A 545-nucleotide genomic window follows, 5' to 3' on the forward strand; every position below is an offset into this window, starting at 1 on the left:
TGTTGCGATCGGAGCGGTGAGGCGTTTGCTCTGTCCGCCATCCCCGTCAAGGTCGCCAGCACGCATGGCGCCGGCGATGAATTCGTTGGCGCGCTGGCCGCGGGACTTGCCCGTGGGCAGACCATGCGGGCGGCCATCACCGCCGCCAACGCGGCTTCGGCCTTGCTGGTCTCGACGCCAGAGGCCGAGCGCGACGGCATCTGATGGCCTGATTCAACGTTGCAAAGAGCTGCGGCCGCCGCCTGTCCTTGCGGCCTCGCGCGAATTCCGCTAAGGCGCGCCTTTGTCGCCGGGGAACACGGACTTGGACGATCAACGCGCCGACGTCGCCATCATCATGGGCAGCCAGTCCGACTGGGCGACGATGCGCCATGCGGCCGAAACGCTGGAAGCACTCGGCATCCCGCACAAACGGCTGATCATCTCCGCGCATCGCACCCCAGACCGGCTCTATGATTTCGCCAAGGGCGCCAAGGCGGCCGGTTATCAGGTGATCATCGCCGGCGCCGGCGGTGCAGCACACCTGCCCGGCATGACGGCGGCGA

At 67.5% G+C, this 545-nt stretch carries 2 protein-coding genes; both read left to right on the forward strand.

Going from position 1 to position 545, the window contains the following annotated elements; translation table 11 throughout:
• The coding region (locus EN939_RS39495) for a PfkB family carbohydrate kinase (protein ID WP_245473254.1) at window positions 1-204 on the forward strand (204 nt) is incomplete at its 5' end.
• Between the two features lie 100 nt (window positions 205-304).
• Window positions 305-545: AIR carboxylase family protein (locus tag EN939_RS32740; RefSeq protein ID WP_164751444.1), on the forward strand; the 241-nt coding region annotated here is incomplete at its 3' end.

This window comes from Mesorhizobium sp. M7A.F.Ca.CA.002.05.1.1, from assembly GCF_003998335.1.
In the GTDB taxonomy this organism is placed as follows: Bacteria; Pseudomonadota; Alphaproteobacteria; order Rhizobiales; family Rhizobiaceae; genus Mesorhizobium.